This is a genomic window from Octadecabacter antarcticus 307, from assembly GCF_000155675.2.
Lineage (GTDB): Bacteria > Pseudomonadota > Alphaproteobacteria > Rhodobacterales > Rhodobacteraceae > Octadecabacter > Octadecabacter antarcticus.
Genome location: NC_020911.1, coordinates 2676915 through 2702841, shown reverse-complemented (window position 1 = coordinate 2702841; position 25927 = coordinate 2676915). Strand labels below are relative to the sequence as shown.

Annotated in this window: 28 protein-coding genes and 4 pseudogenes; 26 read left to right on the top strand and 6 right to left on the bottom strand. The window is 53.5% G+C overall.

Going from position 1 to position 25927, the window contains the following annotated elements:
* Positions 1-107 precede the first annotated feature (107 nt).
* Positions 108-500: a hypothetical protein gene (locus tag OAN307_RS13660; protein ID WP_044043743.1), complete on the top strand. Its 393-nt coding sequence runs from the start codon at positions 108-110 to the stop codon at positions 498-500.
* A 143-nt stretch (positions 501-643) separates the two neighbouring features.
* On the opposite strand, the gene OAN307_RS13655 is transcribed toward OAN307_RS13660, so the two are convergent.
* Positions 644-1123, bottom strand: coding sequence for a hypothetical protein (locus OAN307_RS13655; protein ID WP_144055580.1), 480 nt, complete (start codon positions 1121-1123; stop codon positions 644-646).
* A gap of 186 nt (positions 1124-1309) precedes the next feature.
* Between OAN307_RS13655 and OAN307_RS13650 the strand changes: the two genes are divergently transcribed.
* Positions 1310-1492 carry a hypothetical protein gene (locus OAN307_RS13650; protein WP_015500275.1) on the top strand — a complete coding sequence of 61 codons (183 nt, stop codon included), beginning with the start codon at positions 1310-1312 and terminating at the stop codon, positions 1490-1492.
* 235 nt (positions 1493-1727) lie between these two features.
* Here the strand turns inward: OAN307_RS13650 and OAN307_RS13645 are convergent, their stop codons facing one another.
* Positions 1728-2057 (bottom strand): hypothetical protein, encoded by a 330-nt coding sequence (locus tag OAN307_RS13645; RefSeq protein WP_015500274.1) that lies wholly within the window; start codon positions 2055-2057, stop codon positions 1728-1730.
* A gap of 202 nt (positions 2058-2259) precedes the next feature.
* Between OAN307_RS13645 and OAN307_RS13640 the strand changes: the two genes are divergently transcribed.
* The 6 genes and pseudogenes from OAN307_RS13640 to OAN307_RS31655 form a co-directional block, all read left to right on the top strand.
* The gene (locus OAN307_RS13640; RefSeq protein WP_015500273.1) at positions 2260-2694 is read left to right on the top strand and encodes a LexA family protein; all 435 of its coding nucleotides are present in this window, start codon (positions 2260-2262) and stop codon (positions 2692-2694) included.
* Positions 2691-3962: a Y-family DNA polymerase gene (locus OAN307_RS13635; RefSeq protein ID WP_015500272.1), complete on the top strand. Its 1272-nt coding sequence runs from the start codon at positions 2691-2693 to the stop codon at positions 3960-3962. Before OAN307_RS13640 ends, OAN307_RS13635 begins: the two co-directional genes overlap by 4 nt.
* A gap of 307 nt (positions 3963-4269) precedes the next feature.
* On the top strand, positions 4270-4617 hold the full coding sequence (gene tnpA / locus OAN307_RS13630) for an IS200/IS605 family transposase (RefSeq protein WP_015500271.1): 348 nt from the start codon (positions 4270-4272) through the stop codon (positions 4615-4617).
* Positions 4618-4699: 82 nt separating this feature from the next.
* Positions 4700-6201 (top strand): annotated as a pseudogene (locus tag OAN307_RS13625) (transposase).
* Between the two features lie 266 nt (positions 6202-6467).
* A pseudogene (locus OAN307_RS31340) lies at positions 6468-7281 on the top strand (IS110 family RNA-guided transposase); the annotation flags it as partial.
* Positions 7282-7386: 105 nt separating this feature from the next.
* Positions 7387-7619, top strand: a pseudogene (locus OAN307_RS31655) (IS110 family transposase); the annotation flags it as partial.
* Positions 7620-8199: 580 nt separating this feature from the next.
* On the opposite strand, the gene OAN307_RS13615 reads toward OAN307_RS31655, so the two are convergent.
* Positions 8200-9081: a LysR family transcriptional regulator gene (locus tag OAN307_RS13615; protein WP_015500270.1), complete on the bottom strand. Its 882-nt coding sequence runs from the start codon at positions 9079-9081 to the stop codon at positions 8200-8202.
* A gap of 201 nt (positions 9082-9282) precedes the next feature.
* Here OAN307_RS13615 and OAN307_RS13610 point away from each other — a divergent pair, with 201 nt between their 5' ends.
* The 9 genes and pseudogenes from OAN307_RS13610 (at position 9283) to OAN307_RS13565 (ending at position 17607) form a co-directional block, all read left to right on the top strand.
* Positions 9283-9813, top strand: coding sequence for a hypothetical protein (locus OAN307_RS13610; protein ID WP_217564357.1), 531 nt, complete (start codon positions 9283-9285; stop codon positions 9811-9813).
* A 38-nt stretch (positions 9814-9851) separates the two neighbouring features.
* A complete protein-coding gene (locus OAN307_RS13605; protein WP_015500268.1) occupies positions 9852-10367 on the top strand; it encodes an OsmC family protein in 516 nt (171 codons plus the stop codon).
* A 208-nt stretch (positions 10368-10575) separates the two neighbouring features.
* Complete coding sequence (locus OAN307_RS13600; RefSeq protein ID WP_015500267.1) at positions 10576-11082, top strand: GFA family protein; 507 nt, start codon at positions 10576-10578, stop codon at positions 11080-11082.
* Positions 11083-11270: 188 nt separating this feature from the next.
* Positions 11271-12590: pseudogene (locus OAN307_RS31335) on the top strand (transposase).
* A gap of 334 nt (positions 12591-12924) precedes the next feature.
* Positions 12925-13743: a phosphonate ABC transporter ATP-binding protein gene (gene phnC, locus OAN307_RS13585; RefSeq protein WP_015500266.1), complete on the top strand. Its 819-nt coding sequence runs from the start codon at positions 12925-12927 to the stop codon at positions 13741-13743.
* 62 nt (positions 13744-13805) lie between these two features.
* The gene (phnD, locus tag OAN307_RS13580; RefSeq protein ID WP_015500265.1) at positions 13806-14714 is read left to right on the top strand and encodes a phosphonate ABC transporter substrate-binding protein; all 909 of its coding nucleotides are present in this window, start codon (positions 13806-13808) and stop codon (positions 14712-14714) included.
* A 72-nt stretch (positions 14715-14786) separates the two neighbouring features.
* Complete coding sequence (phnE, locus tag OAN307_RS13575; RefSeq protein WP_015500264.1) at positions 14787-15671, top strand: phosphonate ABC transporter, permease protein PhnE; 885 nt, start codon at positions 14787-14789, stop codon at positions 15669-15671.
* A complete protein-coding gene (gene phnE / locus OAN307_RS13570; RefSeq protein WP_015500263.1) occupies positions 15668-16966 on the top strand; it encodes a phosphonate ABC transporter, permease protein PhnE in 1299 nt (432 codons plus the stop codon). The genes phnE (OAN307_RS13575) and phnE (OAN307_RS13570) overlap by 4 nt, the downstream gene beginning before the upstream one ends.
* A complete protein-coding gene (locus OAN307_RS13565; protein ID WP_015500262.1) occupies positions 16966-17607 on the top strand; it encodes an LbetaH domain-containing protein in 642 nt (213 codons plus the stop codon). The genes phnE (OAN307_RS13570) and OAN307_RS13565 overlap by 1 nt, the downstream gene beginning before the upstream one ends.
* Positions 17608-17611: 4 nt before the next feature.
* Here the strand turns inward: OAN307_RS13565 and phnF are convergent, their stop codons facing one another.
* Complete coding sequence (gene phnF, locus OAN307_RS13560) at positions 17612-18325, bottom strand: phosphonate metabolism transcriptional regulator PhnF (protein ID WP_015500261.1); 714 nt, start codon at positions 18323-18325, stop codon at positions 17612-17614.
* Between the two features lie 93 nt (positions 18326-18418).
* Between phnF and phnG the strand changes: the two genes are divergently transcribed.
* From phnG to phnN, 7 genes are read left to right on the top strand one after another with little or no spacing between them, the layout of a single operon-like run.
* The gene (phnG, locus tag OAN307_RS13555; protein WP_015500260.1) at positions 18419-18874 is read left to right on the top strand and encodes a phosphonate C-P lyase system protein PhnG; all 456 of its coding nucleotides are present in this window, start codon (positions 18419-18421) and stop codon (positions 18872-18874) included.
* On the top strand, positions 18874-19434 hold the full coding sequence (gene phnH, locus OAN307_RS13550) for a phosphonate C-P lyase system protein PhnH (RefSeq protein ID WP_015500259.1): 561 nt from the start codon (positions 18874-18876) through the stop codon (positions 19432-19434). Before phnG ends, phnH begins: the two co-directional genes overlap by 1 nt.
* Positions 19434-20522 carry a carbon-phosphorus lyase complex subunit PhnI gene (locus OAN307_RS13545; protein ID WP_015500258.1) on the top strand — a complete coding sequence of 363 codons (1089 nt, stop codon included), beginning with the start codon at positions 19434-19436 and terminating at the stop codon, positions 20520-20522. The genes phnH and OAN307_RS13545 overlap by 1 nt, the downstream gene beginning before the upstream one ends.
* Complete coding sequence (locus OAN307_RS13540; RefSeq protein WP_015500257.1) at positions 20519-21388, top strand: alpha-D-ribose 1-methylphosphonate 5-phosphate C-P-lyase PhnJ; 870 nt, start codon at positions 20519-20521, stop codon at positions 21386-21388. Before OAN307_RS13545 ends, OAN307_RS13540 begins: the two co-directional genes overlap by 4 nt.
* Complete coding sequence (phnK, locus tag OAN307_RS13535; RefSeq protein WP_015500256.1) at positions 21385-22155, top strand: phosphonate C-P lyase system protein PhnK; 771 nt, start codon at positions 21385-21387, stop codon at positions 22153-22155. Before OAN307_RS13540 ends, phnK begins: the two co-directional genes overlap by 4 nt.
* A gap of 4 nt (positions 22156-22159) precedes the next feature.
* Positions 22160-22843, top strand: a complete 684-nt coding sequence (gene phnL, locus OAN307_RS13530; RefSeq protein ID WP_015500255.1) for a phosphonate C-P lyase system protein PhnL — start codon at positions 22160-22162, stop codon at positions 22841-22843.
* On the top strand, positions 22840-23382 hold the full coding sequence (phnN, locus tag OAN307_RS13525) for a phosphonate metabolism protein/1,5-bisphosphokinase (PRPP-forming) PhnN (RefSeq protein WP_015500254.1): 543 nt from the start codon (positions 22840-22842) through the stop codon (positions 23380-23382). Before phnL ends, phnN begins: the two co-directional genes overlap by 4 nt.
* Here phnN and OAN307_RS13520 read toward each other — a convergent pair.
* Entirely contained in the window at positions 23364-24038 is a 675-nt protein-coding gene (locus tag OAN307_RS13520) for a DUF1045 domain-containing protein (protein ID WP_015500253.1), read from the bottom strand. The genes phnN and OAN307_RS13520 overlap by 19 nt on opposite strands.
* A gap of 50 nt (positions 24039-24088) precedes the next feature.
* Here OAN307_RS13520 and OAN307_RS13515 point away from each other — a divergent pair, with 50 nt between their 5' ends.
* Positions 24089-25234 (top strand): alpha-D-ribose 1-methylphosphonate 5-triphosphate diphosphatase, encoded by a 1146-nt coding sequence (locus tag OAN307_RS13515; protein ID WP_015500252.1) that lies wholly within the window; start codon positions 24089-24091, stop codon positions 25232-25234.
* Between the two features lie 154 nt (positions 25235-25388).
* A complete protein-coding gene (locus OAN307_RS28990; protein WP_015500251.1) occupies positions 25389-25565 on the top strand; it encodes a hypothetical protein in 177 nt (58 codons plus the stop codon).
* A gap of 85 nt (positions 25566-25650) precedes the next feature.
* On the opposite strand, the gene OAN307_RS13510 is transcribed toward OAN307_RS28990, so the two are convergent.
* Positions 25651-25911, bottom strand: a complete 261-nt coding sequence (locus OAN307_RS13510) for a hypothetical protein (RefSeq protein ID WP_044043735.1) — start codon at positions 25909-25911, stop codon at positions 25651-25653.
* Positions 25912-25927 lie beyond the last annotated feature (16 nt).

The following is a 25927-nucleotide window of genomic DNA, read 5'->3' as shown; positions in this document are numbered from 1 at the left end:
CAGTATTCCACCGGCGTTCTCAATCGGGTTGGACCGACAAGGGTCCACCCAATATCGGTTGCAGCATTTGCGTAACTTTGCTCAGGGCAGATGTCACAGCCAAGTGCGTGGCCACCTGGCATGGCGGCTTTTTCAACGCGGATGAAATGACGCCGGACCACATGTCCGCAGGGCAGCCGGAAAATCCGGTGCTTCTTAGAGGCTGGATCGGGCCGCAAAAGAACCGTGTTGAGCTTTGCTGCTGCAGCAGTTCTCCGATCCTGAATACAATGATGGCAGTGCGGGTTATGCTCGATCACAACGCTGCGCCGAATTGTAGAGCAACGTCAGCAGACGCCACACTTAACCTGCAGATGTGCACTCGTGGCACCGCGCCCCAAAATGGTAAATCCTTTGGCCTCCGCGATGGGATGCCATGCCTTTGGGATTGGCGTCGTGCAACGTTTGGCTTTGGATGGGTGAGAAGCAGCCGAGCGCTGCCCGCGATTGCGGGGGGATGAACACATGTCATCATCTTTCAAAAGTGGAGCTGGGCTGGTGGCTGTATATGAGCTGTCGTTCGCGCGCCTGATACCTGGTGCTTGCCCAGATCAACTCTGGACAAGCGGGCGTCTGTGAGGTGCGCAGCTACGAGGCAGTCAGGCTATACAGTCGCGGGAATCTTGTCCGGGATGTCGCTGAACTCGAACTCGTTCTGTGACATGTAGACCTGCATCAAAACGACAGCATTGATGAACTGCTTGCGGCGGTATTGAAAGCGAGGACCCCGCAGCTCATCGCTGATAAAAGCAATGACTTTGTTGCAAGTTGTCGGTCCGTGCAGTGAGAAAAACTTCGCACGGTCTTGGAAAAGCTCGATCATGCCCGCGGCAACATTACCATATGTTGGTACACGCAAGCATTCACCAAGCACAGTATTTGCGGCCAACCATGCTGAATGGCTTGCATGTTTGAGCCTAGAAAGCTGATTTGGATTCCTGCACACATCAACCGCAACTTCTGCCTCCAGCGCTTTTAGCGTCAGGCCGAGTGCGATGTCGAATTTCCCCGACGGACGAGGACTGACGAATAGGAAAGGGGTTACGTTGCTCGGGGTGGGAATGCTAGTTGGTAAAGTAGTCATCGGGTCTTCTCCATTAAGGTCCAGTGATAGGATGAGGCCAGAGTTCGAGCTCTGCCTCATCTGTTTTATATCAATATTGATATTGCAATGCATAATTTTACTTGGAGCTGCATATTAATTTGAATGCAGCATCGGTTATCAGGTGCTACTCATATCAATATTGAAATGCAGATAGGAATCTGACAAATGGCACCCCCTAAAAGGGACACCACCGGAATTTTGGTAAGGCTGCACGCAAACACCATTGTGGGCCTAGACGATATGATAGCGAAGGCTGGTGAAGACTGGTCTCGACCTGAGATGATCAGGCGTATCCTAAAGGGACGGCTGACTGCAGAAGGCTACGAAATTGGTGAGTGGGTCGAGTAAACGGCCATATATCATAATGCTTGAGCCACTCAGGCAGTTTTTCTGCCTGTTCCCAGCGGGCTGATCATTGCGTTCGCACAGATAAGACGTATCCGGATTTGTTTGAGTCGAAGGTCTACAATGATTTAAGGCACAATCTGTGAAGCATGCCGTCGCGGACAGGGCGCTAAATGAGAACTCAAAGTCACGCTTCTGTCAAATTCATATGTGATGTGCATAACGCTGTGGCACCACCTTAACGGTTTGTGTCAATCCAGCGCGACATCGCAGTTTTATCTCTGAAGCACTCGTGTGGCACCACATTACGTTTCACACGCGCAATACGTTCGGCAAATCCAACCTGTTTTGAGGATGGGTAGTTTGCAAATCGCCCTGTTAGTGGCTCAGGTTTGTTATCATTAATCCAGCGCGACAAGGCATACCTGTTCTGCTCAATTTCCTCGGGCAAAGACTTCTTGTACGAGCTCGCGATTTGACGCGCATAGCTCAGCTGCTTTGCCGTCGCAGGTACGATATAATAATCGTTCGACTGCAGATGCTCTTCGGTCTTAACGGTATTTGTCATGATTAAAGCTCCACTTGGTTAGTCTCTAAAGATAGGAACATAAAGAGAACACGCCAAGCGTTGGGTTCGCCAATAGCTTTGGATGCGTGCTGTCCAAAGGCTGCCAGCCGAATAGGCCACGTTGCCCATCGTTGGTCATTGACACCTGATATCAAATTGAGAGAGATGGAGGAACATTACCAGAACACCAAGGGAGAATTATGTGCCTGTTTTTCCAGTTGAGACGCCAGTTATTGCAAATGGTATCCCTGTTCGTCTGGTTGCTAACGCCGTCAGCGCAGGGTTCCCGTCGCCTGCTGGAGATGACCTTGAGGACGAGATTGATCCCATTTCGTGGGTTGTTCGGCACCCGTCATCAACGTTTTGGTGGCGCGTTGAGGGCGATTGTTTGTGGGATGCAGGCATTCGAGATGGGGATATCATCGCTGTAGACCGTGCTGGTAGGCGGAGAGTTGGGCGCGCCGTTTTAGCTGTTGTTGAAGGTGCTGTGACCGCGAAGATGTTGCGCAAGCGGGACGGGCGGTATTTTCTGGCTCCAGCCAACAGCACAGAGAGCTTTCCAGATATCGAGTTGACGGAAGACAGCGAGATATGGGGCGTTATTGCAGGTGTGGTGCGACGGTATGATCTTGAATGAAGCGGCCCATTGCGATCTCGGACAGCGCCAACTTCTATGTTTCAGCGGAGCGGATATTTGATCCAACCTTGAAGAATGTGCCAGTGATCGTGCTGTCGAACAATGACGGCTGTGCCGTGGCGCGCAGTGACGAAGCAAAGGCCCTTGGCATTAAAATGGGCGAACCGCTGCACCTGTTGCAAGACAAGATCAAAGCGCATGGTGTCCGAGTGTTCAGCTCCAATTACACGCTCTACGGCGACATAAGCCGACGCGTTGTTGAGGTGTACGAGGATTTCACACCCAACGTTGAGATCTACTCGATAGATGAATGCTTCTTGGATTTTGGTGGTTTTAAAGATCGGGACACACATGCGCGGGCCATGCGGCGCGAGGTGCTACGCCGGATTGGTGTGCCCGTGCGGATCGGGATTGCTCCCACCAAAACGCTGGCAAAGTGCGCCAATGACATAGCGAAGAAGAACCCAATTTTTGGTGGAGTGTTGGATGTGATGGATGACGCGTTGTCGGCTTGGCTTTTGCCGAAAGTACCCGTTGGCGACATTTGGGGGATAGGGCGCAAAACAGATGCCAAATTACAAAAGCTTGGCATTTATACTGCTGCTGACCTGCGCGATATGCCGACAAAGCAAGCGCGGGCTGTTGGTTCAGTCGTTTTGGAACGGACGGTGCTTGAGCTGCAAGGTGAAGCCTGTCTCGCATTTGATGACATAGAGCCGCAGCGCAAGGGTATGGCGGTCACGCGGTCTGCCGGAACGCCTATGATGGATTTTGACACAGTGTTTCAGGCGGTGACTGCGCATGCGACCCGTGCAGCTGAAAAGCTACGCCAACATGGCTTGGTGGCTGGAACACTGACTGTGTTCTTCCACACGAACCGGCACCGCTTAGACCGACCGCAGTATTCAGGCTCACGCTCAACGCGCATCACGCCAATGTCGTCAGATACGTTTGGTCTGGTCGAAGCAGCACGACGGTGCGCGCAAGCGGCTTGGCCGAAAGGCGAGGGGCAGATGTATGGCTTTACGAAAGCCGGGATAATGCTTGCCGACCTCATTCGCTTCGAGGATCGGCCCCTGACCCTTTTTGATGTTGAGAAGCCGAAGTCTGCTGCTCTCATGAGTGCGCTTGATCAAGTCAACAACAGGTTTGGGAAGAAAACCCTGGTCTTGGCGAGCGAAGGGATGAAGCGACCTTGGCAGTTGCGGTCCGATCACCTAAGTCCAAGATATACCACGCGGCTTGCTGACCTGCCTGTGGTTCGTTGAGGGTGGGGTGGGTGAATTGGGAGTGTTAGAATATGAGCCCTGAGTAACAAATGCTGCACCACGTGCTTTATATCATTAAGGGCGTATTTTGTTGAAAAACTCTTGTTGATTTTCCACCTAATGGATCGAACCACCGGCTTCTAGCCGGTCAGCTTCAGCGAATCTATGATTGATCTTCTCTCCTGAATTTTGAAACCCACATTAGCAGTATGGTTTCAAAATTCAGGAGAGAAGATCATGCGTTATTCCTCATCCGCGCACATGTGATTTTACCACAGATTTCACGTCGTGTGGGTCACAAAATGTCGTGTGGGTCACAAAACATAGATACAAGGTTTTGCAGGGTGCGATGCGAGAGCGGATACGTGAGATTATCATGCAAACATGCGCCGAAATGGGGGTCCGTATCGCAAAAGGTGTGCTGGGACGCGATCATGTGCACATGTTCCTGTCGATCCCACTAAAACTGTCCCTGTCCAACGTTATGCAACGCATAAAGGGCCGCTCGTCGCGCCGCATCCAGATGGAATTCCCTGAGTTGCGCAAGCGCTACTGGGGCAGGCGGTTTTGGGCACGCGGATATTTCTCAACCACCTCTGGAAATGTGACTGACGACATCACCACGCAGTATCTGGAATTGCATTCCTCTAAATGAGGCTACCGGCGTCAGCCGGTAGTCCTTCACTTCCGCACCGCCCGTCTGATTCAATTGTTCCTAACAACTGGGCGTATTTTCGATGTTGGGACCGAAGCAAGAGGCGCAAGGCGCGTTGTTTTATGAGTTTTCGATCGACGATCACGTCCCTCAGGATCACTTGCTGCGATCCATTGACCGCTTCGCTGATCTGTCTGGCATCCGTCAGCATTTGGCGCCATTTTACAGCAACACCGGCCGTCCCTCGATTGATCCCGAACTTCTGATCCGGATGTTGCTGGTCGGTTATTGTCTCGGCATTCGTTCGGAGCGTAGGCTTTGCGAAGAGGTTCATCTGAACCTCGCATATCGGTGGTTCTGCCGCCTCGATTTGACGGATCGCGTGCCGGACCATTCGACATTCTCCAAGAACCGCCCCTCTCATGGTTTGCAAGCAAACCACTGCCGGGCAGTGCATGGTCGTTTCCGCGACAGCGATCTGCTGCGTCACTTGTTTGAAACGACTGTGGCGCGATGCATGGCGGAGGGGTTGGTGAGTGGCCAGCGCTTTGCGGCAGATGCCAGTTTGATCGAAGCTGACGCTAACAAGCAGAACTCAACACCGAAGGCCGATTGGGATCACAGCGCGATCGACCCATCACAAGCACCGCGCGCTGTGATGGAATATCTTGGCGTTCTAGATGACGCTGCATTTGGTGCCGCCTCAGAAGTGGAACCCAAGTTCACATCGCATTCTGACCCAGCCAGCCAGTGGACCGCAGCACGCAAAGGTCCTGCATTCTTTGCCTATTCAACCAATTACTTGATCGACACGGGTAATGCCGTGATTGTCCCCTCTCATGGTTTGCAGCGCAAACGACCGCCGGGCAATGGATGTTGAGGCCACGCGGTCGATCTGTCAGGCCGAAGTTGGGTCCGTGCGCACGATGCTGGATCGCGTCAAAGATAGGTTTGATTTAGATCCTGAACGCATCATCGCAGATACCGCTTACGGGTCCGGCCCGATGCTGGGATGGTTAGTAGATCGTGGCATCGCCCCGCACATCCCTGTCATTCACTGCCCGGCAGTGCATGTTCGCATGCACGAAAGGGGATAAAGCCAGTCGCACCGATGGCACCTGGAGTAGGGAAGACTTTGAGTGGGACGCTGAGAACAACCAATACATCTGCCCGGAAGGCGAAGCGCTCAAGCAGTTCCGCCGCAACTTCTCCGACCCCAGTCGAGGCCCCGACGGCAAGGGCGTCGCCAAGTATCAGGCGCTAAAGTTGTCGTGCCAAGCCTGTCCCTCAAAACCTAAATGTTGCCCGAATGCAGATGTGCGCAAGATCACCCGCGAAGAACACGAAGACGCCCGCCAGGTCGCCCGAGATATTGCTAAGACCAAGCAATACGCCGTTTCAATGCGACTGAGGAAAAAGCTCGAGATGCTCTTCGCTCACCTCAAACGCATCCTGGGGCTAGGACGGCTTCGATTACGAGGACCATGCGGCGCAAATGACGAATTTCTACTCGCCGCAACCGCCCAAAACCTCCGCAAACTGGCCAAGATCCTTCCTGCACCGCAGCAAGCGTGCAAAGCCTGATAAGAAAGGCGCTTGCGCCCAGTTCAACGCCAGACTTTCTGCACGCGCAACACGGTGTTTTTCAACAGAATCGGCTAAACCTGATGGGGTTGATGGCTCCTGCTCCAACCAGCGTCGCAATGCGCTATACTGCAGGTGTCGAAACCTACTTATAAAAGGAGCCAACCCCATGCAAGTTACCACAATCGGCGTTGATCCATCGACCAGCAGGCGAATGCGCAGCAATCGCTGAGAGGTTGGCCAAGAACATTTTTCAAGTTCATGGGATCACTGAAGACGAAGAGGTCGCCTTCAACCGGCCTTTGAGACGCGCACAGCTATTGCCGTTCTTCTCCAAGATTGATCCCTGCCTGATTGGCATGGAGGCCTGTAGCAGCGCGCATCATTGGGCCCGGGAACTCACGGCGTTGGGCCATGATGTTCGGCTGATCCCGCCGATATATGTCAAGCCATACGTTAAGCGCGGCAAGTCTGATGCGATCGATGCAGAGGCGATTTGTGAAGCGGTGACCCGTCCGACGATCATTGCCGGCAGGTGAAGCTTGCATTCACCGAGAGGGCGGTTTGTTGCAAAAACCGTTTAGCAACAAGATCTGCTGTCACTCCATCGCACACGGGCTCTGCTTGTCCGCCAACGCACGCAGCTGATCAATAGCTTGCGTGGCCTGGTCGCTGAGTTCGGCGTTTACATCGCGAGGGGCCTCGCGAGGATCATCGGATTTGCAGAGGATGTTTTAGTAGGCGAAGTGCTAGACTTGCCCGAAATTGCCAAGGAAGTGATCCATAATCTATGCGAACATCTCATGGCATTGCATGTACGGATTCGGTGGTATGAAGATCGGCTCAAGCTGGTCGCCAAGGAAGATGTGCGGGTCCGTTTGTTGCGCACTATTCCCGCTCTCGGGCATGTAAACATGCCCTGCTGGGCAGTGGGACGTTGGTGTTGTGACAGCCTCGGCGATCATCGCCAGCATTGGTGATGGCCATCAATTCAGCAATGGCCGCGAGTTTGCAGCATGGTTGGGGTTGACGCCCGCGAACAAATCCAGCGGCGGTAAAGAGAAACTCGGGCGCATTACAACCCTCTCGGGACATTGCGTCGTGCTGCAAGCACGCCCATGGCGTGACGCAATACCCTGTCCCGTTGCCGGGCAACACATGCACAGCATGTGTGAGAGGGGGCAGTGAATGGGTGATCAATACTTACGATCATTGCTGGTCGTTAGCATGACATCACTCGTCCGACAGACCAAGTCGCACCCGGAGCGAGCAAGCAAGTGGCTGACATCACTGCTGGAACGAAAACCCGCGCGCGTCGCAACCGTCGCTATCGCTGCCCGAGAGGGGCCAATAAAACGGCAAGGATCGTCTGGGCCGTTTTAACGCGCAACGAACCTTATACAACGCACATTACTTAAGAGAGGAAGAACAAAGAGTTAGCAAGACCCACGAGATGATGGTGCATAAGTCTGCCGCCAAAACCAGGACACCCCGTCGAAAGTCCCGGGCGATATAGCCCGCTAAGCTGTAAGGGACTTGGTCTGCGGAACCCATCCGTTGCCCAGCAGGCGATTGCGTAGCAATCTGCCGAGAGGGGGGCAGCGGTCAAAACCGCGCAAACAGGCCCCTCTCATTGATTGCCTTGCAACCAACTGCCGGGCAGCGGGAACACATGACTGCTTCTGACAAATGCACAAATCTGATCAAAAATGTCTTGCTATGCAGGAGCCATCAACACAAGATCTTCGCTGCGGTCGCGAAGGCCGCATGGTGCGGTTTCATAAGTTAAGTGACCACTATGTCCGGCGAAAAGTCGACCTTTCGTGGCAACTGCACCATATCACAGATATCATGAGGCCACCGGCAGGGAGGATGAGAGGTGGTCAGTAGTTTAATGTGCAGGAAGTTTGGCGGGCATCTTCAAATCCAGCGTTCTCTGACAAACAAAAAAGGATTATAAAAATAGTGCAAACATTGGCTTTCCATTCTTGCGTCTGACTAAAAGGACATTGGCGTCTCGCCTTCGAATAGGGCGGTAGCTTTTTTGATCTCGCGTTGCATGTGCTTGCTGAACAAGGTCACGCGATTTGTGGTGCGCAGGTCTCGGTGGTACAGCAGCCAAAGCCCGAGATGATGTTGCTTTTCTGGCTCGTGAAATCTTGCTAGGTCGGGGTCAATGTCTCCTAGAAAGCAAGGCAGAAATCCAACGCCCAGTCCCTCTTTCAGAGCAGCAAGCGTGAGCGAAGTTTCGTCAACGTAAAACTCGTGTTTAGCTTGTGGCCACGCCCGTTTGGTCCAAGTTCTATGGTAATCACAGCAATCGACCCCGACCCACTTTTCGACAGCTTGTCCAGAATTAACAGCTGCACAATAGCTGCGTAAGCCGTAGACGGCCGACGCCACGGTTGTCAGGCGTGTGCCGATTAGGGTTTCCCGGGGCTGGTTAGTTTGTCTGATCGCGACATCCGCCTCACGTTCGGAAAGACGCACGGAGTCGTTGGTGACTTGAATATTTAGCTCGATCTTTGGATAGGCCGCGCTAAAACGCGCGAACATGGGCATCAGCACCGTCGACGCCATGTTGGCAATTGCTGCAACCCGCAACTCGCCGGCGGTATCCTCGTCTTGCCCACCGACCGATCCTTCAAATGATAAAAGTTCCTTTTCGATCCGAAGGGCAGAAATCTGCAATTCTTCACCAGCCGGGGTTAGGACGTAGCCTGACGATTTTCGTTCGACCAATGGCGTCGCAAGCTTTTGCTCTAGTTCGCGAATACGGCGTGAAACGGTGGAATGCTGCACGCCTAACCGCTTGGCAGCACTGCTGAATGACCCTTCACGTGCCACGGCTAAAAATATTCGAGCGTCATCCCATTGCATCTAACTTCCCCTCCATGTGCATTTTTGCAAAACGGTTTCCGATTTTTCCCGAATTCCCACAAGCGTTGTCTGGTGTGACAATCTTAGCAAGGAAAAAGTCCGGTTCCTATCGCTAGAGAGCTAATCGCGGCTTCAGCGCTCCATGATGGTAGCCGAAAACCTATTGAAGGAGATGACTATTTGAACCATTTTTTCAAACGAGTGAACAGAACCACATGCCTCGGGGCGCTGGCAGTGTCCTTAATTTCCAATGTAAGCCTTGCCGAAAGTGTTGACGACAAGATCGCTCGCGCTGAGTCAGCGGCACCCTCGGATATTTCCGCCGAGGCCACGATTATGGATGTGGATGGCACAGTGCTGCGCAACGGTTCGAATGGCTGGGTCTGCCTTCCTGGAGTTGGCCTGATCCCTAGCGACGAGCATCCAATGTGCAACGATGCCGTGTGGATGAAATGGATGGCTGCCGTTGGGGCAGGAACAGAATTTTCCACTGATGTAATCGGCGTTTCCTACATGCTTCAGGGGGACGCAATGGTGAACAACGACAATCCAATGGCGACAGATCCCAACGACGGCGGCGTTTGGGTGCAGGACGGCCCGCACATAATGATGTTGTTCCCAAACATGGACATGCTTGCCGACCTACCGCGCGACCCGTTCGCTGGTGGTCCTTATGTTATGTGGGGCGAGACACCGCTTGCCCATGTTATGATGCCGCTCGAAGCCAAATAAGTTCCGAATTGATCAAACGATTAAGGAAAGGAAAAGTAATGTCTGTCGAACATATCCAGAATTCTGTGAATGACGTGATTGCCTATCTTAAAGAGAATCCACATGACGCAAAAAGCACGAGCCCACCGGTCACTGCGGTTATGGAAGAAGGCCTTCGGTGCCGGGCTACTGGGCCGGATGGCCAATCGATCGTAACAGATATGCCCCAAGCTGTCGGTGGCGGCGGCACTGCTCCTTCACCAGGCTGGCTAGCACGTGCGGCTATTGCAAGCTGCGACGCCACTAGAATTGCGTTGCGCGCCGCAGAGTTAGGCATAGCCTTGGACGCGCTTGAGGTCATTATGGACAGCGTTGACGACGACCGTGGCCTATTCGGAATAGATAAGTCAGTCCGCGCTGGTTCTTTAAGCATCCGAACTCGGGTTTCGATTGGTGCTGCCGGAGTTGACGAACAAGTTCTACGCGAGATCGTCGAATATGCGGTAAAACACTCTCCCGTGGCCGATGGCTGTCGCGATGCGACGCCTTCGACGCTGGAAATAATGATTGCTTGACGGCTGAAGCTCAACTCAAGTTTACAAGGTAGCCGCAATGATAGTTCAAATTAGTTCTGCATTGTCGCCTATAACTGAATTGCGCTTCTAGCGACAAAACTGATCCATCAGACGAAATTAGGTGGCTTTTCTTTATCGCTGAAGGGCAGTTATTGCGCTCCTGCAGCGCGCAACTTTAGGTCAAAATGAAACAGCGAATGAGGGCATTATGGACTCGAGAAACCAGACCAGAGCGGGCGGCTGCACATGTGGCGATGTGCGATATCATGTGACGTCTGAGCCAATGATTGTTCATGGTTGCCACTGCCGGGGTTGTCAGAAGAACTCTGGTTCTGCCTTCGCTGTGAATGCCCTTTTCGAAGCTGATCGTGTGGAACTGACTGCGGGCGAAATCGAAGAGATTACCGTTCCCACCCCCAGTGGCACTGGCCAAGATATTACTAGATGTTCCAAATGCAAAGTCGCAGTGTGGAGCAACTATAATATGGGTGGTCTACGAAAGCATATCCGGTTCGTCCGCGTTGGTACGCTTGACGATCCAGACCAATTTCCGCCAGATATACATATTTTCATGTGCTCAAAACAGCCATGGGTCCTTCTTCCAAAGAAAGACCGAAGGGCTGAGGTGTTTTATGATTTTGAAGATACTTGGTCGCCCGAAAGCATGGAACGTCTGGCAAAGATCAGAAAATTAGTGGGTATCGCAAATTCTTGACGTCAAGAGACTTGTGTAAATGTTGATCGATGAAAATCATCGGGGTATGTTTTGAATGGGTGACTGGCCAACGCCGCAAACGAGGTCATATGCTGCGGGATGAACGACTGCGTGTCAACGGGCTTTGTTGCACAAATAGTCATGTATTTGGGATTCATGTTGTGAATCCAGCATGGTAGCTTGTGTTTATGAGCAAACCTATCCCCCCGATTTACTGCACATGGAACTGGCCTGAGTATAACAAGGCCCTGAAGCAACGCGGGTCTCTGACCATTTGGTTTAACCCAGAGGTCACGTGGAAAGCTGCACCGACCACTGCCCGGCAGTCGCTGCTTTGCAGCGACGAGAGGGGGGCAAACCGGGCCGTCAGCCACGCGACAGTGATGCTGCGATCAAGCCTGTCTTACGTTGAAAGTGCTGTTTGAAATGCTGTTGAGGCAGGCGACAGGCTTTGTGGAAAGTCTGTTGAAGTTGGTCGACCTTAACTGGGAGGTTCCAGATTTCAGCACGTTATGTCGGCGTCAGAAAACGCTGTCGGGTGCCATCCCGTATCAGGGCTCAAAAGGCCCGTTAAATCTCCTTACCCCCTCTCGTGCATTGCTGCGCAATACCCTGCCGGGCAACGGACAGTACCGGCATCAAAGCCCCCTCTCGGCAGCATCCTGCGGATGCGCTTGCCGGGCAGTGGAGGGCGAAGGTGCCCTCTCGGGATCATGCTATGCATAACCCTGCCGGGTAATAAGTGGAACGCACGCAAGCCCTCCACTCACACATGCAAGCATGTGTTGTTGGGCAAAGGGTGGCGCGAAACATCGGCTGTGGCGCAAGATGCATATTCCTTGCCCGGCAGGGGCATTGATGAAGAAACGTTGGAGATACGCGCCGTCCATTGCCGTCAGGCGATTGCAAAGCAATCTGCCGGGAGGGACATGATCAGTAGCAGCATTGGGGACCCGTCCATGTTGCCCAACCTTCTCGGTCAGATCGCACCAGATCAGATGATCTGCAGCGTTTCAGCGCCCACTCGTGCATGTAAACATGCATTGCCGGGCAATGGATGGGGCATATGCCCCGGGGCGTCGCCCGTTCTGGGCTGAATTGATCCACTGGATCAATTCCAAGACGCCCGTCACCCCACAAATGTCATGAAGCAATTGCGGCCCGCAATGCCCGTGCTGTCATACCGCCACGCAAGAATGCCAAGCTATGGAAGCCTGATACGCTGGGGGCCAGAGCCCGAAACGACGCCGTACAGTCCTCAAAGGATCTCGGCTGCGCTCAATGGCGTCGCTTGAGCGGATACCACCGCCGGAGCCGCGTTGAGACAAGCCCTCTCGGGCATTGCTGCGCAATACCCTGCCTGGCAGCGGATGCATTGTGTGAAACTACTCGGTCAGCGACTTGTCGCGCGGGACTTCGATCGGCAGGTTGCGGAGATTCAAATCCGCGACGCCATCCTCAATGGTTTTACCGCTCTTGGCATTCCCAAAACAGTGGCTGTAGGTTAAATCCGTCCAGGGTAAGGGGAAGTCCACCCTCAAGCCGATTTACGCAACAAAGCCGGCCGGACACCTGACTGCACCTGATCAGTAGTTCCAAGACCGACCGATACTCAACTCAGGCCCGGGGCATCCACACCCGCGCTTATTTAAGATGTAATTTTTACGATTTTCTCAACTTGTAAGAATCTGTGGAGCCGAGATGATTACACGGCCAAGCAAGCCAACGCCTTTCAAGGAATCTGGTTTGCCTTGCAACTCATCTAGTTACAAAAGTTTTATAAAGCCGACACAAATATGAAACATCGCATGCCTATACGATCCTCAACACTGGGGGTGATACATGCTGCGACTAGAAAATATTACCAAGACATTTGGTGCAAACACTGCTGTTCATGCGGCGAGTTTTACGGTTGATCAACCGATGATGATCGGGATTATCGGACGGTCCGGCGCTGGTAAATCCACGCTCTTGCGGATGCTGAACAGGCTGACCGATGCAACGTCGGGGGTGATCACGTTTGATGGGCTAGATGTCACTGCACTTCGCGGTACTGCGAAGCGCAATTGGCAATCTCAATGTGCGATGATCTTTCAGCAGTTCAATCTAGTGCCGCGAATGGACGTTGTGTCGAACGTGTTGCACGGAACACTGAACCGACGGTCCACACTTTCTACGATGTTCAATCTTTACCCTGACGGTGACATCCATAGGGCTATAGATATTCTTGAGCGGTTGGGTATGGCCGAGCACGCGCCAAAACGCGCTGAAGCCCTGTCCGGTGGTCAACAACAGCGCGTCGCCATCGCGCGCGCCTTGATGCAGGACCCGCGGATCATCCTCGCGGATGAGCCAATCGCTTCGCTTGATCCCATGAATGCACAGGTCGTCATGCAATCTTTGCGCGACATTCACGAGCAAGACGGCCGGATGGTGATCGCCAACCTGCACACACTTGATACCGCGCGCCGCTACTGTGACCGGGTCATCGGGATGCGCGATGGCATGATCGTGTTTGATGGCACGCCAGAGCAACTCACTACCGGTACCGCCCGTGATATCTACGGCGCGGATGCCAGCTTTTCCGAAGCCACAACCTCAACCCAAATTGAAACAGCTGAAGCAGCCCCAAAAATGCTGGCTGACATCGCTGCACAATAACCGCTCGTCCTTTTATCTTGCGCGCCATGATGGGGCGCTTCTTAATCAAAGAGAGATCACAGATGAAAAAGATCATCGCACTTGCACTTATGACGACTGCCATGTCGAGCGCGGCCTTTGCTGACGCTCATGCGATCAGCGAATTTCGCATTGGAATTTTAGGCGGCGAAAACGCCCAAGATCGGATGAACAGTAATGAATGCCTGCGCATCGCCGTCGAAGACGCACTTGGCGTGCCGACAAGACTGTTTGCGCCCGCTGATTACAACGGTGTTATTCAAGGTTTGCTGGGCGGCACAATTGATTTGTCGTTGATGGGTCCGTCGTCTTACGCGGCTGTCTATATCGCTGACCCAGAAGCCGTTTCTCCAATTCTTGTGAAAATAAATGCAGATGGTTCCACGGGCTATTATTCTATCGGTTTTGCGCGTGCTGATAGTGGCGTGACGTCTCTCGAAGGCATGCAAGACAAGGTCTTTGGGTTTGGTGATCCAAACTCCACGTCTGGCTACCTGATCCCCTCTGTGGAAATTCCGGCCCTGATCAGTGCTACAATGGAAAGCGGCGATTACTTTGGTGAAGTTCGCTTTACTGGTGGTCATGAACAGACAATCGTTGCTGTAAATAATGGTGACGTTGATGGCGGTGTGACTTGGACCGATGGTCAAGGCAACTGGGAAGACGGGTATACCTTTGGCGCACTGCGCAAGGCTGTTGATGCAGGTCTGGTCGACATGAACGATCTGACTGAAATCTGGCGTTCCAGGTTGATCCCGGGTGAGCCAGTGGTTCTGCGCAACGCGCTGCCTGAGGATGTGCGCGCGACTGTGACGGGCATCATCGACACAATGGGCGAAACTGATCCGGAGTGTGCGACAGCCATCGCGGGCGGTGAAGTGACGGGTTTTGATCCGATCACCCACGACGCCTACACATCTATCGTCGCTGCCCGTCTGGCAAAATCCAATTAAGCGAACCGGTTTAAAAATCTTCTGCTGGTCCCAGAGCTTCTGGGGCCAGCAATTTAGTTTTGGGGGCAAAACATGGTAGACCAAACAGAGAATTATGCAAACGTTGCTGATTTGAGCACAGCATATCTTGCGCAAGTCAAAGCCAAACGACTGATGAATTTCATCATGTTAGTGTTGTTTCTGGCTCTCCTCGGGGCTGGCTTTTACACTGCTGACAGCCGCAACGCCGGTGGTTTCTGGGATGGTATCGGGAATGTCTTTGATTTCCCTGAAGCTATGTTGGGTGAAGCGATCGAGCGTGTTCAACTGATGCCAGGCTACTTGGTGAAATATCTGCCATCCCTGATTGAGACCATTAATATTGCTGCAGCCTCCACCCTTCTGGGGGCGGTTCTTGGGCTTTTCATGTCGCTGCTTGTGACGCGTGGCTTTGCTCCGGTGCCGATGCTTGTGGGGCCACTGCGACGTATTCTTGATGTCTTGCGCGCGGTCCCTGAAATTGTGATCGCTCTTGTGTTAATTTTCATGCTTGGTGGCGGCCCGGTGCCGGCGATGATCGCAATTGCGCTGCATACGGTTGGGGCCTTGGGCAAGCTATTTTCTGAGGTCAACGAGAACGCGTCGCTTAAACCAGTTGAGGGGCTCGCGTCGGTTGGAGCAAGCTGGACCCAGCGGATGTGGCTGGGTGTCATCCCTCAGGTGGCCCCGAACTATCTCAGTTATGCGCTTTTGCGGTTCGAGATTAACATCCGCGCCTCAGCAATTCTTGGCTTTGTTGGCGCGGGTGGCATTGGTTACGACCTGCGCAACACCATGAGTTGGGGTGTCGGGAAATATGATGAGGCCGCGGCAATCTTCATATTGCTGTTTTTGACCATCGTCGTTGTTGATCAGCTGTCGAGCATAATGCGCAAACGCCTGACCCATGGCAATTCGAGTGCAGAGGTAACGTTATGACCACGACAACCGTTCACGCGCGGACTGTGGCGCAGTTCAGCCGCAAAAAGATCACGACGATGGCGGCTCCTGTGGTCATTTTGGCCTATTTTGCTTATATTTTTGTGTCCTTTGACATGGCGGGGCTGGGTGATCGGATCAATTTAAACAATGCCCGCACACTGGTTTCCGATACTTACAGTTACAAAACACATGTTGCCCAAGATAACCGCGATGGGTCTGTTGCCCTGTCTATAGAGGGCGAGCGCAAAGCGCAGTATCCTGAAGGCATGGCACCCAATTGGGTGACGCTTGGCGAAGTCACAACGGTCGATTTGGGCCAAGGCCACTTGATTACATTGGGGCCTCAGGTGCGCTATGAGATTCCGGGCTACGGGCTTGTGACCGCGCGACCGGGCGATGACGGGGTCAACGCGGTTTTTCCTGTCGGTGATCTGCCTGATTTTATCAGCGCCTCCAAAAACCGCGTAATGATTGCCACTGACGCCGGTCGTCTGACCATCACACGGTCCCGTGCCGAAGTGTTTAAATACAATTATGGCTGGGAGTTGTTCTTTTTCACGCTCGACAGTTCCTACTATGGGATGGGCGCAGGCCAGCTTTTGTCACACGCTTTTAGCGGTGAGGCAGGCGCCATTATGGAAGATTTTTGGACAAACACGATGTGGCGGCATGGCGATGTGGCTTGGGCGTTGTTCGAGACATTGCTGATGGCGTTTCTAGGAACCTTTGGTGCGGCAATCATCGCACTGCCGCTGGCGTTTTTGGCTGCACGTAATTTCACGCCGTTGGGATCGCTGCGCTTTGTGGCGCGGCGCGTATTTGATTTCCTGCGCGGCGTTGATGGGCTGATATGGACCATCGTGTTAAGCCGCGCTTTTGGCCCAGGCCCATTGACAGGCGCATTTGCGATGCTGCTGACCGACACAGGATCATTTGGAAAGATGTTTTCGGAGGCTTTGGAAAACGTCGATGACAAGCAGATTGAAGGCGTGGCGTCGACGGGGGCCAAGCCATTGCAGCGTTACCGCTTTGGCGTCATCCCTCAACTCACGCCAGTGCTTTTGAGTCAGGTTCTCTACTATTTTGAATCCAATACCAGATCTGCCACCATCATCGGTGCAATTACTGGCGGGGGCATCGGGTTGCTGCTGACACAGGCCATTGCGACGCAAAAAGATTGGGAAGAAGTCAGCTATTATATTGTTCTGATTATCTTGTTGGTTATGTCGATGGATACGCTGTCGGGATGGTTGCGACGCAAGCTGATCAAAGGCGATGAGGGCGGGCACTGATGACACGTCTCAAAGCTGATGTGCCATTCATTCACCCCGATTGTGAGGTAACAGATGCCACTTTTGGCCGATATGTCGAGATTGGGCGCGGCAGTCGTTTGGCCCACTGCCACGTGGGCGACTATTCTTACTGCGACCGCTACGCCGACATTGCCAATGCCACCGTGGGCAAATTCTCTAATATCGCAGCCTTTGTCCGAGTCGGTGCGACTGATCACCCCATGGAAAAGGCCAGCCTGCATCATTTTCACTATCGGTCACCCGACTACTTTGACGATGCAACTCACGATGCGGCTTGGTTCGAACACAGACGGACACGGCGCACAATGATTGGGCATGATACATGGCTGGGTCATGGGGCGCAGGTGCGACCAGATGTCACCATCGGTCATGGTGCAGTCGTGGCGGGCGGTGCCATTGTGACGAAAGATGTAGAACCCTACACGATTGTCGCTGGAATCCCTGCCGTCCCGCTGCGCACACGTTATGCAGCGGGCATCGCGGAAAGAATGATCGAATTGGCATGGTGGGACTGGCCCCATGAGCGTCTGCGAGAGGCGTTAGCTGATTTTCGCGATCTCAGCGCAGAGGCCTTCTTGGAGAGGCACGAACAGCAAACCACAAAAAATAGCGTAGTGTGATGCGTTATTTGTCTGCGAGGGTCAGTGTGACTTTGTCACCCGCAAACCAAGTGCGCCCAACTTCGACAGGAACGTCGTCCGTGTCCACATTCAAACTAATGGTGCGTAATACGGGCGCGTGTTCAGATATCTGCAAATGCAAGGCTTGGGTGGCCGTTGCCAGTTTCGCGTTCACCCGTGTTGATGCGCGCGTGTAATCCGAGACACCAAACTGACCAAGCGCCGCCGTCACTGAAGGGTCTGCGGCAAGATGGGTCAATAGGTTTGCAAACCGTATTTCTGGAAAGACGCTTCGAAATAACGCGATGGGCCTACCTTCTGACAACGATAGCCCCTCGTAGACATGTACTTGCGCCCCGCGTTCCAATTTTAGGGCGACTGCTTCAGAGGCATGCGCGACCCGAGTTTCTAGTAAAAGAACCTTCTTTGCTGGCGTTCGCCCTGCCGCGCGCAGATTTTGGTGGAACCGCACGCGCCGGCCAATCGGATAGTTGGTTAGTGTTGTTGTCACAAAGACGCCTGCACCGCGTCTCGCATGTACCATACTTTCGTCTGCCAAGGCTGCCAGCGCGTGACGCACTGTATGCCTGTTAACACCAAAGCGTGTGGCCAGAACAGCTTCAGTCGGTAACTTGTCACCGGCAACGTACAACCCCTCTGCGATGTCGCTTCGTAAAGATGTGGCAATGGCTTTCCAGATTGGGGTGCGGGGGGTCATGTCATGAAAACTTCACATTTCAGGGGGTTGGCAGAACGGATCCTACCATTTATAATTTATCTAGTTGTATATGCAACTCCGAAAGGTGTCTAGATGAATATGATGAGTGATCCAAACGCTGCCCGAAAAGGCTGGCTGGGTCTGCTGGCTAAATCGCCTGCAACTGAGGTGGCGCGGTTGTGGTTGGATCTGAAAATTGAGCCTGCGCATAGTGTTTTGCGCACACCGGAAATTGGTGGCGTCATGGTGCGCGGTAGGGCTGGCGCTGTTGGCGCTGCGTTCAACCTCGGTGAAATGACTGTCACGCGGGCGTCTGTGAAACTTGCGGATGGTACAGTTGGGCACGGTTACGTCCAGGGCAGGGGTAAAGATCATGCGATGCATGCGGCCCTTGTGGACGCGCTCATGCAGACTGCGGCTGCTACGGCTATCGAGGCAGATCTTTTGACCCCGCTTCGAATAGCGATGAAGCAAGGCAAGACGAACCGCGCTGCCAAAGCCGCAGCCACCAAGGTTGATTTCTTCACGATGGTACGGGGGGAAGACTGATGCAGGCGCATTTTCTAGAGGGCGGTTTTTTAGATCAGCCAATCGATGCCAGCCGTGCGTTTCGCGCGATTATGACGGCGATGGCGCGACCTGGTGAGATCAATGCGGTTGCTGGCGCGCAGCCGCCTGCGCCGCTGTCCCTTGCAGCCGGTACAGTTTTGCTCACGCTGTGTGATCCTGAAACGCCACTCTTTCTGGCCCCGAGCCATGACACGCCGCAGGTCCGTGATTGGATTACCTTTCACACAGGCGCACCCTTTGCAGTGGCAGAAAATGCAATCTTCGCAATTGGGGCGTGGGACCAACTACCACTTGCCGCATTCCCTTGCGGAACAGCTGAATATCCCGACCGCTCCACGACGCTAATTGTTGAAATTCCTGTTCTTTCAAGCAGTGGCGCGACGTTGCGCGGGCCCGGGATCAAGGATCAGACACAGTTGTCCTTGCCGGAAATCCGGGCATTTCAAGACAATGCGCGGCTCTTCCCGCTTGGCCTTGATTTCATTTTCACCAGCGGTGACCGCCTTGCCGCACTGCCACGCACGACAAGGGTTAGCTGATGTATGTTGCTGTAAAAGGTGGCGAACGCGCCATTGACAATGCCCACGCTTGGCTGGCCGAAGAACGGCGCGGTGATCCCTCTGTAATCGAGCTTAGCGTGGCACAAATCCGTGAGCAACTTGCACTAGCGGTTAACCGCGTGATGGCAGAAGGGTCGCTTTTTGATCCTGATCTTGCAGCCTTGGCCATTAAACAGGCACGCGGTGATCTGATTGAGGCGATCTTTCTGATCCGCGCGTATCGGACCACATTGCCACGGTTCGGTGGGTCAAACCCAATTGAAACCGAAGACATGGACTGTGACCGGCGTGTGTCTGCGACGTTCAAGGACGCACCTGGTGGACAGGTTTTGGGGCCAACTTTTGACTACACGCATCGCTTGCTGGATTTTAAACTGGCTGCAGACGGTGAAGTTGCAGAGGCACCGGTTGGAAACACAACTGAGGGTCCAACTCCTCATATTATGTCCTTCCTTGACCGTGAAGACCTAATCCAGTCTGAGCCAATTGGTGAAGAAACGCCAGCAGACTTGACACGTACGCCACTGGAATTGCCTGCGAGCCGAGCGTTGCGACTGCAATCTCTTACGCGCGCGGACGAAGGTTTTATCCTTGGGATGGCCTATTCGACGCAGCGTGGCTATGCGCGCAATCACGCCTTCGTGGCGGAGCTGCGCATTGGGGCTGTGGCTGTGGAAATGGACATTCCAGAGTTGGGTTTCGCCATTGAGATTGGTGAAATTACAGTCACTGAATGCGAAACGGTCAATCAATTTAGAGGGTCCAAGACAGAGCCGCCGCAATTTACGCGCGGCTATGGTCTGGTGTTCGGGATGACGGAACGCAAGGCGATTTCAATGGCTTTGGTTGATCGCGCATTGCGCTGGAAAGAGTTGGGTGAGGACAACCTAGGCGCGCCGGCACAGAACGAAGAATTCGTTTTGTATCATAGTGATAACATTCAGGCGACGGGGTTCTTGGAACATATCAAGCTGCCCCATTACGTCGATTTTCAATCAGAGCTGGAATTGATCCGCAAGCTACGCCGCGAGGCGCAAGCAAACATCGCGCAGGAGGCCGCAGAATGAGTGACTATAACTTTGCCTATCTGGACGAGCAAACCAAACGTATGATCCGCCGTGCCATCCTCAAAGGCCTTTCGATTCCTGGCTATCAGGTGCCGTTTGCATCCCGTGAGATGCCGATGCCTTACGGTTGGGGCACGGGCGGGGTGCAGGTTTCGGCGGCGGTCTTGACGCCGGATGATACGTTCAAGGTGATCGACCAAGGCGCGGATGATACGACCAACGCGGTGTCAATCCGTCGGTTTTTCCAAAAGACCGCGGGTATTGCTGTGACCGAAGCCACGACTGAGGCCAGTGTCATCCAGACCCGTCACCGCATCCCCGAACAGGATCTGCGCAGTGACCAGATTATTGTGTATCAGGTGCCGATCCCTGAACCGTTGCGCTTTCTTGAGCCATCCGAGGTTGAGACCCGCAAAATGCACAGCCTCGAAGAATATGGCCTTATGCATGTGAAATTGTACGAGGACATCAGCCAGCACGGCGATATCGCCACTGCCTACGCCTATCCGGTGAAGGTGGAGGGGCGCTATGTGATGGACCCGTCACCGATCCCGAAATTTGATAACCCAAAGCTTGAGATGGCGGGTATCCAGCTTTTTGGGGCAGGGCGCGAACAACGCATTTATGCGATCCCGCCTTATACGAAAGTGGTGAGCCTCGACTTCGACGATTACCCGTTTAAACCCACAAAAGCCGATCATGCCTGCGATCTGTGCGCAGCGACCGATAGCTATCTTGATGAGTTGATTGTGGATGATGAAGGTGGTCGGATGTTCATGTGCTCTGACACGGACTATTGCAGTACGCGCCGCAAACAAGGTCACAATGGTGCGCAAGGTGTGCCTTATGCGGAGGACGCGGCATGACCCCACTTTTGCAAGTTGAGAATATTGCGAAGTTCTATGGGGCACGCATTGGCTGCACGGATGTGTCGTTTGATCTGTATCCCGGCGAAGTTATGGGCATTGTGGGTGAAAGCGGCTCTGGTAAATCGACTTTGCTGAACTGTCTTGCGGGTCATCTGACATCTGATGGGGGGGCGGTCCGTTTTGACACGCGCGCCGATGGATTACGCGACACGATAACCATGTCCGAACCTGAACGTCGGATGCTTAGCCGGACCGACTGGGCCTTTGTTCACCAACACGCCCGTGACGGATTGCGGATGAACGTCAGTGCAGGCGGAAATGTTGGTGAGCGGCTGATGGCCGTGAACGCCCGTCATTACGGTGAGATTCGCGCGTCTGCCATTGACTGGCTTGGTCGGGTCGAGATCACTGAGGATCGGATCGATGATCGCCCAACTGCCTTTTCTGGTGGGATGCAGCAACGCCTCCAAATCGCACGCAATCTGGTGACCGGGCCACGGCTGGTATTCATGGACGAACCCACGGGTGGTTTGGATGTGTCGGTGCAGGCGCGGCTGTTGGATCTTCTGCGTGGGCTTGTGCGCGAAATGAACCTAAGTGCCATCATTGTCACCCACGATTTGGCGGTTGTGCGCCTGCTGGCAGACCGGCTGATGGTGATGAAGGACGGGCATGTGATTGAAACGGGTCTTACCGATCAGGTGCTCGATGATCCGCAACATGCCTATACCCAACTTCTTGTTTCCTCCGTTTTGCAGGTGTGACGTTATGATTTCTATTGAAAATGTTTCTAAATCGTTTGTTTTGCACAATCAGGGCGCCGCAGAAATTCCAGTCATGCAGAACGCATCTCTGAAGGTCGCTGCGGGTGAATGCGTCGCACTTATTGGTGCATCAGGTGCTGGTAAATCCACACTTATGCGGATGATTTATGGCAATTATCTTACAGCCTCTGGCCGTATTATGATCGGGGACGTGGATGTCGCCGCCGCTGCGCCGCGCGAAATCATTGATCTGCGCCGTCATACATTGGGATATGTGAGTCAGTTTTTGCGTGTTGTTCCGCGTGTCTCAACGCTTGATGTTGTCGCCGAACCGTTGCTTGTGACTGGCACACCGCATGATGATGCAACCCGAACGGCACAAAACCTACTGGCGCGACTGAACATTCCCGAACGGCTTTGGTCGCTCAGCCCCACGACCTTTTCTGGTGGGGAACAGCAGCGGGTCAACATCGCGCGTGGCTTTGCATATCCATATCCGGCGTTGCTGCTGGATGAACCGACGGCGAGCCTGGATCCGACCAATCGCGCGACAGTTCTAGCGATGATTAGTGAGGCTAAATTACGTGGTGCAGCAATCATCGGGATTTTCCACGACCATGCCGCCCGTGAAGCAATTTGTGACCGCCAGTTAGACGTGACCAAATACACACCAGGGTTGGCAGCATGAGCGGTCGTTTTATCGCCGTCGTTGGCCCATCGGGCGTGGGCAAAGACAGCGTCATGGAGGCCATGGCCGTCTGCGATCCGCGCATTATTCTGGCCCGACGTGTGATCACCCGCCCCAGTGACGCGGGTGGAGAGATCTTTGAAGGTGTCACAGAAGACGAATTTCAAGCGAGGCAGACTGCAGGACAATTCGCGCTGAACTGGTCTGCGCATGGGTTGCATTATGCGATACCCACATCTGTCCACGCGCAGTTGCAAAACGGGCAAGATATCTTGGCAAACTTGTCGCGTACTGCCCTGATCCTCGCCCAAGATTGTTTTGCGCGGTTTGCGGTGATCAATCTGACCGCTGATTGCACCATTCTTGCAGATCGTTTGGCCAAGCGCAGCCGAGAAACCTCAGACCAGATCACGGACCGCCTCGATCGTGCCTCTGTACGACTGCCAGATGGCATCACAGCCTTTGCTATCGATAATAGCGGTGCAATTGAGCGGACCGTGCAAAACGCGCTCGGCCATCTTTATCCAGTTAAGGCGTGACGGTGTATTTGATGAAACATACCATCGCTGTCTTGTCCCATCAAAGTGATCGCGTCGATCACGAAAGGGTTCGGCACAATAGGGTTCAGTTGTGGCACCAGCGCGGCGATGAGTACAGCCGCCCGTTGTTCCGGCAGGTCACCGCTCAGGGTCAAATGAAAGTGAAAATCGTCAAAAATATACGGATAACCAAATTCAAGCATCTGCTGGTCTTGACGGGCAGTCAGCGACGCTTGGCGGCGGCGGGCAATATCGACGTCCGTCAGCGGTGCGCGAAATGGGTCAAACGTCTTGACGGTACTCGCGGCAAAATCCCGCAACTGCTTCGGCGCGCTTTGGGGACGCAGTGCGACAAAGCCGCTGTTGAGCCGGACGTCCAACGCATCGATGTCGAAAGCAGCGTGCTGGCTGGCAAATTTGGCTGCAGCTTGCTGCAATTGGTTCAAACCCGCGCCTTGCGCAATCCGAAACGGGGCCTTCAGCGTGGCATGAAGCCCGTATTTGCGGGGTGTGGCTGTGGCACACGCAACGTCCACACCTGCGGTATTGGGGTGCGGAACGCAGCGGCCTTTTGCACTGTCCCAGCCCAACCAAGCGCTACCCCAAACGGCCAACGCGCCAGTTGGGGTAAAAAATACAGCATATCGTTCAAACATTTGATCTCCACCGCAGATGCTTTTATCTGCCAAATCCGCGTGACGTTTACATGACAGAGCAAACTATTTTCGCCAACGCCAACCTGATCCTAAATGATGAAGTCGTCAGAGGCTCCGTACGGGTTAAGGACGGCGTTATTTCCGACATCGATAGCGGTAATTCGGTGCCGTCTGGTGCGTTTGATCTTGGGGGCGATTTTCTCGCCCCTGGTTTGGTTGAGTTGCACACCGACAATCTTGAACGCCATCTTGCGCCGCGGCCATCGGTGGACTGGCCATACCGTGCTGCCATTCTGGCCCATGATCGCGAACTTTCTGGCACTGGTATCACCACGGTTTTTGATGCGATCCGTGTCGGGTCCATCATATCTGGAGCAAGTAAGCGGTACGGTAAATATGCGCGGCAAATGGCCGATGAGATCTTAGCCATGCGGGAAGGGGGGCTGCTCAGGATCAGTCACTTCATCCATCTGCGCGCAGAGATATGCTCAGAAACTTTGGTAGAAGAACTTTCAGAGTTTTCGCCAAAAGACCGGATCGGTATCGTGTCGATGATGGATCATACGCCGGGTCAGCGGCAATTTGCGGACCTATCCAAATTTGAAACTTATACACGTGGCAAATACAGTTTTGGCGATCAGGAATACCGTGACTACGTCGATTTCCTGTATGGTCTTCAAGTGCAATTTGGGGCCAGCCATGAGGCCGCAACGGTTGATGCTGCCAAACGGTTAGGTGCCACATTAGCAAGTCACGACGACACGAACTCAGAACAAGTGGCAACCAGTCAAGCATATGGCGTGACCATGGCCGAGTTTCCAACCACTGTTGAAGCAGCAGACGCCTGTCACGCACATGGGATCGCTACTATCATGGGCGCTCCTAACCTCATTCGTGGGGGGTCACATTCGGGCAATGTGGCTGCGGCTGAGTTGGCCAAGCTGGATCGTTTAGACATTCTGTCCTCGGATTATGTGCCATCAGGGTTACTGATGGCTGCGGTTCAACTGGGCGACCTTTGGGGTGATTTGCCGCGTGGTATTTCGACCGTTACCGCGCGACCTGCCGAGGCGGTTGGTCTGAGGGATCGGGGATCTCTGCGCATCGGACAAAAAGCTGATGTCATTCGGTTTGCAGTTATAGACGGAACACCCGTCCTACAAGAAACATGGAGCGCGGGTTCCCGTGTATTTTGAACCCGCGCCATCCGCATCAAATTGGAGATTAGCTATGACAAAATTTAAGGCAGCAATTTCCGATTGGGCTGGCACAACCGTCGATTTTGGCTCTTTTGCGCCCATGGGCGTTTCATAAAGGCTTTGGCACACTTTGGTATCGACGTGACGATTGATGAAGCGCGAGCCTAATGCAGTCGGTAAAACCTTGGCAGAGCTGTCTGAGATGCTTAAATCCAAGATTGCGCAGCTACCGGCCCATGCAACCAATATTTTGAAAGATTCTGGCGCGGATCATGTCATTGATACGATCCGCGACCTGCCTGATCTTGTTTCCCAGCTCGAGCGCTAGGATGTGTAGAATAGACACAGTTGCGCCGCACCAAAAAAGCTCAAACTGCTGAGCAAAAAGCTACGTGTCCGACTGAGCACAGGTTTTATAGTATCGGTGCGTTGTCGACCCGTTTTTCCAACCAATCGCAGATTGTCTCGTAAATCGCTCCAGAAAACTGAGCGGTTTTTGGGACGGTCAAGTGGTGATTGGCGAAGCCGATTGGACGAGCAGCTTTTCGATTTAAATCGAAATACCACCCGCAATCAATTCGACCGGTTTTATTTGTTTCAGGCACGAATGTTGGCATTTTTTGAGTCACCTCTAGGTGCCCACCAGAATCACTTAGATTTTGTTGGGCGCTCATATCCTCGATTTCAAAT

Excerpts from the sequence above, each read along its gene's own strand:
- OAN307_RS13540 (WP_015500257.1), top strand. The coding sequence starts at position 20,519 with ATGAGTGACTATAACTTTGCCTATCTGGACGAGCAAACCAAACGTATG.
- OAN307_RS13510 (WP_044043735.1), bottom strand. The coding sequence starts at position 25,911 with ATGAGCGCCCAACAAAATCTAAGTGATTCTGGTGGGCACCTAGAGGTG.
- OAN307_RS13565 (WP_015500262.1), top strand. The coding sequence starts at position 16,966 with ATGACACGTCTCAAAGCTGATGTGCCATTCATTCACCCCGATTGTGAG.
- OAN307_RS13635 (WP_015500272.1), top strand. The coding sequence starts at position 2,691 with ATGAAGCGGCCCATTGCGATCTCGGACAGCGCCAACTTCTATGTTTCA.
- OAN307_RS13605 (WP_015500268.1), top strand. The coding sequence starts at position 9,852 with ATGTCTGTCGAACATATCCAGAATTCTGTGAATGACGTGATTGCCTAT.
- phnG (WP_015500260.1), top strand. The coding sequence starts at position 18,419 with ATGAATATGATGAGTGATCCAAACGCTGCCCGAAAAGGCTGGCTGGGT.
- phnL (WP_015500255.1), top strand. The coding sequence starts at position 22,160 with ATGATTTCTATTGAAAATGTTTCTAAATCGTTTGTTTTGCACAATCAG.
- phnF (WP_015500261.1), bottom strand. The coding sequence starts at position 18,325 with ATGACCCCCCGCACCCCAATCTGGAAAGCCATTGCCACATCTTTACGA.
- OAN307_RS13545 (WP_015500258.1), top strand. The coding sequence starts at position 19,434 with ATGTATGTTGCTGTAAAAGGTGGCGAACGCGCCATTGACAATGCCCAC.
- OAN307_RS28990 (WP_015500251.1), top strand. The coding sequence starts at position 25,389 with ATGAAGCGCGAGCCTAATGCAGTCGGTAAAACCTTGGCAGAGCTGTCT.
- phnE (WP_015500264.1), top strand. The coding sequence starts at position 14,787 with ATGGTAGACCAAACAGAGAATTATGCAAACGTTGCTGATTTGAGCACA.
- OAN307_RS13520 (WP_015500253.1), bottom strand. The coding sequence starts at position 24,038 with ATGTTTGAACGATATGCTGTATTTTTTACCCCAACTGGCGCGTTGGCC.
- phnH (WP_015500259.1), top strand. The coding sequence starts at position 18,874 with ATGCAGGCGCATTTTCTAGAGGGCGGTTTTTTAGATCAGCCAATCGAT.
- phnK (WP_015500256.1), top strand. The coding sequence starts at position 21,385 with ATGACCCCACTTTTGCAAGTTGAGAATATTGCGAAGTTCTATGGGGCA.
- OAN307_RS13600 (WP_015500267.1), top strand. The coding sequence starts at position 10,576 with ATGGACTCGAGAAACCAGACCAGAGCGGGCGGCTGCACATGTGGCGAT.
- phnE (WP_015500263.1), top strand. The coding sequence starts at position 15,668 with ATGACCACGACAACCGTTCACGCGCGGACTGTGGCGCAGTTCAGCCGC.
- OAN307_RS13515 (WP_015500252.1), top strand. The coding sequence starts at position 24,089 with ATGACAGAGCAAACTATTTTCGCCAACGCCAACCTGATCCTAAATGAT.
- OAN307_RS13655 (WP_144055580.1), bottom strand. The coding sequence starts at position 1,123 with ATGACTACTTTACCAACTAGCATTCCCACCCCGAGCAACGTAACCCCT.
- OAN307_RS13650 (WP_015500275.1), top strand. The coding sequence starts at position 1,310 with ATGGCACCCCCTAAAAGGGACACCACCGGAATTTTGGTAAGGCTGCAC.
- OAN307_RS13645 (WP_015500274.1), bottom strand. The coding sequence starts at position 2,057 with ATGACAAATACCGTTAAGACCGAAGAGCATCTGCAGTCGAACGATTAT.
- OAN307_RS13615 (WP_015500270.1), bottom strand. The coding sequence starts at position 9,081 with ATGCAATGGGATGACGCTCGAATATTTTTAGCCGTGGCACGTGAAGGG.
- phnN (WP_015500254.1), top strand. The coding sequence starts at position 22,840 with ATGAGCGGTCGTTTTATCGCCGTCGTTGGCCCATCGGGCGTGGGCAAA.
- phnD (WP_015500265.1), top strand. The coding sequence starts at position 13,806 with ATGAAAAAGATCATCGCACTTGCACTTATGACGACTGCCATGTCGAGC.
- phnC (WP_015500266.1), top strand. The coding sequence starts at position 12,925 with ATGCTGCGACTAGAAAATATTACCAAGACATTTGGTGCAAACACTGCT.